The following is a 6805-nucleotide window of genomic DNA, read 5'->3' as shown; positions in this document are numbered from 1 at the left end:
GCACGGCCCGCCGGACGCCGCCCAGCGCGAGCGGCACCGGCCCGCGCCGGGCCTGTCCGGGGAGGCCCTGTCCGGACGGGGCCTCCCCGGGCGGCGCGATCCCGTGCTCGGCCAGCTTCCGGCGGCCCTCCGCGCTGATCCAGTCGGTGGTCCACGGCGGGTCCAGGACGGTCCTGACCCGCACGTCGGCATAGCCCGCCGCGCGCAGCGACCGGACGACGTCGGCGCGCATCTCGGCCATCGCCGGGCAGCCGCTGTAGGTGGGCGTCAGCGCGACCGTGACCGACCCGTCCGGGGCCTCGGCCACCTCCCGCAGCACCCCGAGATCGGCCAGCGTCAGCATCGGCAGCTCCGGGTCGGCGACCCGCTCGGCCACCTCCCGGGCGCTCCCGGCACCTCCCGCCGGATTCGCCGGGCCGGTCACCATCGGCCTCCCGGAAGGGCGCGCGCGACGCTCTGCATCTCGAACAGCAGCGGCGCCAGGCACGGCGTGTGCACCCCGGCGCGCCCGTCGCCGTCCATCGGCTCGAACTCCGGGACGGTCAGCGTCGCCGCCTCCGCGACCTGCGCCAGGACGCCGACGACCTCGTCCCGGACGCTCCCACCGCCGCCCTCCCGGTCCAGCTCCCCGGACGCGCGGAACAGCTCGTCCACGTAGGGCGCGACCGCCTCCAGGCCCTCCCGCATCCGGCGGTGCGACTCGTCCGTGCCGTCCCCGAGCCGGACGACCCAGTCGGCGGCGTACTGCCGGTGGTAGGCCAGCTCCTTCACGCCCTTGGCCGCGACCGCGCGCAGCACCGGATCGGCGTGCGCGGCGGCGAGCCGTCCGAACACCGCGAGCCGGTGCGCCGAGAACACCAGCAGCCGGGCCATGGAGAACGCGAAGTCGCCGTTCGGCAGCTCCACCAGCCGGACGTTCCGGTAGTGCTCCGGCTCGCGCAGGTACGCCAGGTCGTCCTCGGTGCGGCCGGTGCCGTCCACCTGGCCGGCGCGGGTCAGCAGCATCCGCGCCTGGCCGAGCAGGTCCAGGCCGATGTTGGCGAGCGCGACCTCCTCCTCCAGCTCCGGCGCCAGCGTGCACCACTCCGCGAGCCGCTGCGACGCGACCAGCGCGTCGTCGCCGAGCCCGACGCACAGCGCCGCCAGCTCTGCGGGGTCGACGCCGTCTGGGACCTCGGTGTCCACCCCGTGCAGCGGATCCTCGAACCCGGTGCCGAACGCCCACCGCGCGTCGTCCTGCCCCTCGGCGAGCGACAGGTAGACGTGGTCGTCTTCGCGCATCGCGGCCTCCTAGATGTGCGGGACGTCGTCGGGGATGTCGTAGAACGTCGGGTGCCGGTAGACCTTGTCGCCGCTCGGCTCGAAGAACGGGTCCTTCTCGTCCGGCGTCGAGGCGGTGATGTCCGACGAGCGCACCACCCAGATCGACACGCCCTCGTTGCGCCGCGTGTACAGGTCGCGGGCGTGGGTCAGCGCCATCCGCGCGTCCGCCGCGTGCAGCGACCCGACGTGGACGTGGTTCAGCCCGCGCTTGCCCCGGACGAACACCTCGAACAGCGGCCAGTCCTCGTTCATCGCGCCTCCCGATCGCCCGGCCCCGCCTCGGGACCCGCCTTCGGCGGTACCCGCCCCTGGCTCCGTCCGGCCTCCGCCTCGCGGCGCGCCGCCTGCTTCCTCGCGTGCGCGGCGGCGGCCTCCCGGACCCACGCGCCGTTCTCGTGGGCGCGGCGGCGCCGCTCGATCCGTTCCTCGTTGCACGGGCCGTCCCCGCTGATCACGCGCTTCAGCTCGTCCCAGTCCGGGGTGCCGAAGTCGTAGCGGCCGCGCTCGGCGTTCCAGCGCAGTTCCGGGTCGGGCAGCGTGACGCCCAGCTTCTCCGCCTGCGGGACGGTCATGTCCACGAACCGCTGCCGCAGCTCGTCGTTGCTGTGCCGCTTGATCTTCCAGGCCATCGACCGCGCCGAGTTGGGGGACGCGTCGTCCGGCGGCCCGAACATCATCAGCGACGGCCACCACCAGCGGTCCACGGCGTCCTGCACCATCGCCCGCTGGGCGGGGGTGCCGCGCATCATGGTCAGCAGCAGCTCGTAGCCCTGCCGCTGGTGGAAGGACTCCTCCTTGCAGATGCGCACCATCGCGCGCGCGTACGGGCCGAAGCTGCTGCGGCACAGCGGCACCTGGTTGCAGATCGCCGCGCCGTCCACCAGCCAGCCGATCACCCCGACGTCGGCGAACGACAGGGTCGGGTAGTTGAAGATCGACGAGTACTTCTGCCGGCCCTCGATGAGCCGCCGGGTCAGGTCGGCGCGGTCCACGCCGAGCGTCTCCGCCGCCGCGTACAGGTACAGGCCGTGGCCCGCCTCGTCCTGCACCTTGGCGAACAGGATCGCCTTGCGGCGCAGCGACGGCGCGCGGGTGATCCAGGCGCCCTCCGGCTGCATCCCGATGATCTCGGAGTGCGCGTGCTGGGCGATCTGCCGGACCAGGGTGCCCCGGTAGGGCTCGGGCATCCAGTCGCGCGGCTCGATCCGCCGGTCGTGCGCGATCACCTGGTCGAAGTGCTCCTGGAGGCGGTCGTCCGCCCCGGCCGCGGCGGCGGTCGCGGTCTGCGTCATCGGCCCCACTTCCTTACCGACCATTCGTTCAGTAATTAGTCTGAGGGATGGCACCCGTCCACGGCAAGACGACCCGGAAGGACCCGGACATGACCGACACCCACGAGGGCCCCGTGCCCGCGATGCTCGCGGCCGACCGGGCCTCCGCGGAACTCGGCATCGAACTGATCGACTGGGGGCCCGGCACCGCCGACCTGCGGATGACCGTGACCGAGAGCATGGTCAACGGGCACGGCCTGGCCCACGGCGGCTACGTCTTCCTGTTCGCCGACACCGCCTTCGCGTGCGCCTGCAACAGCCACGGCCCGGTCACCGTCGCCGCCGGCGCCGACATCACCTTCGTCGCGTCCGCCTACGCCGGGGACGTCCTGCGCGCCGAGGCCCGCGAACGCGTCCGGTACGGGCGCAGCGGCGTCTACGACGTCACGGTCAGGCGCGGGGACGAGGTCGTCGCGGAGTTCCGCGGCCGCTCCCGCGAGCTCGCCCGGCGCGGGAGCGGTCCGCGGGCTGTGTCAGAGTGACCGGCATGAGCACCACACCCGTCACGGGAGGACGGCGCGGACGCCCCGGCTACGACCGCGCCACCCTGCTGGACGTCGCCGTCGCCGCGTTCAACGAGCGCGGCTACGACGGCACCGGCATGGAGGAGCTCTCCCGCCGCCTCGGCATCACCAAGTCCGCCATCTACCACCACGTCTCCGGCAAGGAGGAGCTCCTCGAACTCGCCGTGGACCGCGCCCTCGACGCCCTGTTCGCCGTCCTGGACGCCGAACTGGACCGCCCGGTCACCGCCACCGAGCGGCTGGAGGAGACCGTGCGCGGCGCCGTCCGCGTCCTGGTGGACGAGCAGCCCTACGTCACCCTGCTGCTGCGGGTGCGCGGCAACTCCCCGGTCGAGCGGCGCGCCCTGGAGCGCCGCCGCGAGTTCGACCACCGGTTCGCCGGCCTCGTCGCCCGCGCCGCCGCCGAGGGCGGCGTCCGCGACGACCTCGACCCCGGCTTCGCCGCGCGCGTCCTGTTCGGCGCGGTCAACTCGCTCACCGAGTGGTACCGCCCCGACGGCGGCATGACCCGCGAGGCCGTAGCGGACGGCCTGGCCACGTTGCTCTTCGACGGCCTCCGCCGCCCCTCCCGACCGCCCGCCTAACCCGACCCGCCCTCCCCGGCCGCCGCACCCCCCACGCCCGCCCCGCCTTGCGGACCCGCAGCGCCTTGTGGGCCTGCTGCGCCCTGCATGCCTGCCGCGCCTTGCGGGCCTGCTGCCCCCTCCGTGCCCGCCGCCCCCTCCGTGCCCGCTGCGCCTTGCGGGCCCGCCGCGCCTTGCATGCCTGCTGCGCCTTGCATGCCTGCTGCGCCCTGACCACCCGGCGCGCCCTGACCACCCGGCGCGCCCTGACCACCCGGCGCGCCCTGCCCGCTCGGCGCGCCCTGCCCGCTCGGTGTGCCCTGGCCCCCGGGTGTGCCCTGACCTCCTGGTGTGCCTTGACTTCCGGGTGTGCCGGGCTCACCGTTCCCGCCCAAGCCGCCCAAGCCGCCGGGGACGCTCGGTCCGGCGGGGCCGTTCGGTGCGCCGGGAAGGTCCTGGCCGCCCGCCGCGCCGGCACCGCCGGGCATGCTGGGGCCGCCCGGCTCCCCGGGACCGCCCAGTCCGCCGGGGGAGCCGGACAGGTTGAGACCGGCGGGGATGGCCACGCCACCCGGTTCTCCTGGTTGCCCCGGGTCTCCCGCCTCGCCTGGCTTGGCGACCCCCGGTCGCCGGACGGGGAACAGCAGCCGGGAGCGCACCGGCCGGGACGAGGACGAGAGAGGGAAGAGCGGCGGGACCGGCCCTGTCTCGGGAGCCGCGCCCACACGAACAATCATCGCTCCTCCGTCCGACCGTCCCTGGATCCGGAAGTCGTGGCCTCCCCAGCGCATCGAGCCGGAGAACGCCCAGTACCCCGGGGGGCGCTTCTGCCGCCCTTCCGTGCGGGGCTCCCGCTCACCGCCTGGTGCCGCGCCACCGCGCGTGCCCCCGGTCGAGGATGCGGACGCGGGCAGGAGAACCCACGTCAACCAGGGACCCGGGTCGGGCCCCCGGGGCGCCGGAGCAGCCGCCGGCGCCGGCTCGGCCTCCGCGGCGGGCGCGGCCCCCCGAGCGGACGAGTAAGACGACGTGGATGAGGTGGATGAGGTGGACGAGGTGGACGAGGTGGACGCCCTCGACATGGCGGACGCGGCAGAGGCGGCGAACGCGGCAGAGGCGTTCGGGACGGCGGCTGTGCCGCACAGCACGGAGGTGACCAGCACCCTGGAGCGAATGATTGTGATCATGCGATCACTGTAAGTCGCCGAACGATCACAATCCGGGCGACGCGCGCCCGGCTCGCCGGATTTTTACCGGCCGGTTCCCCGGCCGCCTTCCAGTGGGTTCCCGGACGGTCCCGCGACGGCGTCAGCCCGCCCGGCACCCCGTGACGCGGCCGTCCTCGACCGTGAGGTTGAGCCGTCCCTCGCGGTACTCCATCGTCACCACGGAACCGGGTTCCAGCCGCCGGACCTCCGTCCAGCCGCGCTCCCGCGCCCGCCGCTCCGCGTCGTCCGCGCCGAGGCCCACATAGGCGTCCAGGTCTTCGTCCCGCTGCGGCCGTTCGTCCATCCCGCCATGATCCGCCGGGCGTTTGCCGAGGTCAACCGGCCCCCCACCGGAAAGCACCACAAAGCCGGACGATAGGTTTCTCCGCTCCGGCCCCCGCCCCTTCGGCCGGGGCCACCACGCATGTCATTTACCTACCGTTTCGAAAGGCAAGGCAGGCATGTCGGAGGAAGGCACGCGGAAGCACCCCGTGGACGAGGTGCTCCCCCTGCCCAAGCTGGCCCTCTACGGATTCCAGCACGTCCTGGCGTTCTACGCCGGAGCCGTCGTCGTCCCCATCCTGGTGGCGAGCGGCATCGGGCTGTCCCCCCAGCAGCTCGTGTACCTGATCAACGCCGACCTGTTCACCTGCGGCATCGCCACGATCATCCAGGCGTGGGGATTCTGGAAGATCGGCGTGCGGCTGCCGATCGTGCAGGGCGTCACCTTCACCGCGGTCGCCCCGATGATCGCCATCGGCCAGGGCGCGGCCACCCCCACCGCCGCGCTGCTGGCCATCTACGGCGCGACGATCACCTCGGGGATCGTGATGTTCCTCGCCGCGCCCTTCCTCGGACGGGTGCTGCGGCTGTTCCCGCCGGTGGTGACCGGCACCGTCCTGACCATCATGGGCCTGCTGCTCATCCCGAACGCGCTCACCGACGCCGCCGGCGGCGCGGCGCTCAAGGGCAAGCCCGACTTCGGCAGCTGGAAGCACCTGATGTACGCGGGCGGCACCGTCCTGTTCATCGTGGTGCTGTACCGGCTGCGGCGGCCGTTCCTGTCCAGCGTCGCGGTCCTGCTCGGCCTGGTCGGCGGGACGGTCGTCTCGTGGCTGCTCGGCGACACCTCGTTCGACCAGGTCGGCCGGTCCGACTGGGTCGGGGTCACCACGCCGTTCCACTACGGCGCCCCCACCTTCCAGATCGGCGCCTGCGTCGCCATGCTGCTGGTCATGATGGTGACGGTCGTCGAGACCGTCGGCGACTCCAAGGCGACCGGCGAGATCGTCGGCAAGCACGTCAGCGACGAGGACGTCACCCGGGCGTTCCGCGCGGACGGCCTGTCCACGGTCCTCGGCGGGACGCTCAACGCCTTCCCCTACACCTGCTTCGCGCAGAACGTCGGGCTCGTCCGGCTGACGGGCGTCCGCAGCCGGTTCGTCGTGGTCGCGGCCGGGTTCATCATGATGGTCCTCGGGCTGTTCCCGAAGGCCGCCGCGTACGTCGCGTCCATCCCGCCGGACGTGCTGGGCGGCGCGGCCATGGTCATGTTCGGCATGGTCGCGGTCGTCGGCATCCAGACGCTCGGCCAGGCCGACCTGCGGGACGAGCGGAACGCGCTCATCGTCGGCGTCAGCATCGGCATCGCGTTCGTGCCGTCCACCATCCCGGCGTTCGGCGAGCACATGCCGCGCGACGTCTCGGCCATCCTCAACAGCGGCATCACCCTCGGCAGCATCACCGCGATCCTGCTGAACCTGGTGTTCAACGTGCTCACGCGCGAGAAGCCGGCGCCCGCCGCCGAGGCCGCGGGGCCGCCCACGGCCGGCCCCGCCGGGGGACCGGCCGGCGAG

9 protein-coding genes are annotated in these 6805 nt (G+C 73.6%); 4 read left to right on the top strand and 5 right to left on the bottom strand.

Going from position 1 to position 6805, the window contains the following annotated elements; all coding sequences use genetic code 11:
• The 4 genes from paaD to paaA all read right to left on the bottom strand — a co-directional run.
• Positions 1 to 427: 1,2-phenylacetyl-CoA epoxidase subunit PaaD (gene paaD, locus DZF91_RS30550; protein WP_117360548.1), on the bottom strand; the 427-nt coding region annotated here is incomplete at its 3' end.
• Positions 421 to 1281 carry a 1,2-phenylacetyl-CoA epoxidase subunit PaaC gene (paaC, locus tag DZF91_RS30545; RefSeq protein WP_117360547.1) on the bottom strand — a complete coding sequence of 287 codons (861 nt, stop codon included), beginning with the start codon at positions 1279 to 1281 and terminating at the stop codon, positions 421 to 423. The genes paaC and paaD, both read right to left, overlap by 7 nt.
• 9 nt (positions 1282 to 1290) lie before the next feature.
• Positions 1291 to 1575, bottom strand: coding sequence for a 1,2-phenylacetyl-CoA epoxidase subunit PaaB (gene paaB / locus DZF91_RS30540; protein WP_117360546.1), 285 nt, complete (start codon positions 1573 to 1575; stop codon positions 1291 to 1293).
• Positions 1572 to 2615 (bottom strand): 1,2-phenylacetyl-CoA epoxidase subunit PaaA, encoded by a 1044-nt coding sequence (paaA, locus tag DZF91_RS30535; RefSeq protein ID WP_199487002.1) that lies wholly within the window; start codon positions 2613 to 2615, stop codon positions 1572 to 1574. Before paaA ends, paaB begins: the two co-directional genes overlap by 4 nt.
• A gap of 89 nt (positions 2616 to 2704) precedes the next feature.
• On the opposite strand from paaA, the gene paaI reads away from it, so the two are divergent.
• From paaI to DZF91_RS40615, 3 genes are all read left to right on the top strand, one after another.
• Entirely contained in the window at positions 2705 to 3136 is a 432-nt protein-coding gene (paaI, locus tag DZF91_RS30530; RefSeq protein WP_117360550.1) for a hydroxyphenylacetyl-CoA thioesterase PaaI, read from the top strand.
• A gap of 5 nt (positions 3137 to 3141) precedes the next feature.
• Entirely contained in the window at positions 3142 to 3762 is a 621-nt protein-coding gene (locus tag DZF91_RS30525; protein ID WP_117360549.1) for a TetR/AcrR family transcriptional regulator, read from the top strand.
• Positions 3763 to 4788: 1026 nt separating this feature from the next.
• Positions 4789 to 4941 (top strand): hypothetical protein, encoded by a 153-nt coding sequence (locus tag DZF91_RS40615; RefSeq protein ID WP_158588086.1) that lies wholly within the window; start codon positions 4789 to 4791, stop codon positions 4939 to 4941.
• A gap of 108 nt (positions 4942 to 5049) precedes the next feature.
• Here the strand turns inward: DZF91_RS40615 and DZF91_RS30515 are convergent, their stop codons facing one another.
• The gene (locus DZF91_RS30515; RefSeq protein WP_117360545.1) at positions 5050 to 5253 is read right to left on the bottom strand and encodes an I78 family peptidase inhibitor; all 204 of its coding nucleotides are present in this window, start codon (positions 5251 to 5253) and stop codon (positions 5050 to 5052) included.
• Between the two features lie 157 nt (positions 5254 to 5410).
• Here DZF91_RS30515 and DZF91_RS30510 point away from each other — a divergent pair.
• A partial coding sequence (locus DZF91_RS30510) for a nucleobase:cation symporter-2 family protein (RefSeq protein WP_147341464.1) occupies positions 5411 to 6805 on the top strand: 1395 nt, incomplete at its 3' end.

The organism is Actinomadura logoneensis, from assembly GCF_003428695.1.
Taxonomy (GTDB): Bacteria; Actinomycetota; Actinomycetes; order Streptosporangiales; family Streptosporangiaceae; genus Spirillospora; species Spirillospora logoneensis.
The sequence above is the reverse complement of the archived record's forward strand: the minus strand, read 5'-3'. Positions and strand labels throughout refer to the sequence as shown.

Bases quoted from the DNA above. Each gene is read 5' to 3' on its own strand.
- paaC (WP_117360547.1), bottom strand. From the start codon at position 1,281: ATGCGCGAAGACGACCACGTCTACCTGTCGCTCGCCGAGGGGCAGGAC.
- paaB (WP_117360546.1), bottom strand. From the start codon at position 1,575: ATGAACGAGGACTGGCCGCTGTTCGAGGTGTTCGTCCGGGGCAAGCGC.
- paaA (WP_199487002.1), bottom strand. From the start codon at position 2,615: ATGACGCAGACCGCGACCGCCGCCGCGGCCGGGGCGGACGACCGCCTC.
- paaI (WP_117360550.1), top strand. From the start codon at position 2,705: ATGACCGACACCCACGAGGGCCCCGTGCCCGCGATGCTCGCGGCCGAC.
- DZF91_RS30525 (WP_117360549.1), top strand. From the start codon at position 3,142: ATGAGCACCACACCCGTCACGGGAGGACGGCGCGGACGCCCCGGCTAC.
- DZF91_RS30515 (WP_117360545.1), bottom strand. From the start codon at position 5,253: ATGGACGAACGGCCGCAGCGGGACGAAGACCTGGACGCCTATGTGGGC.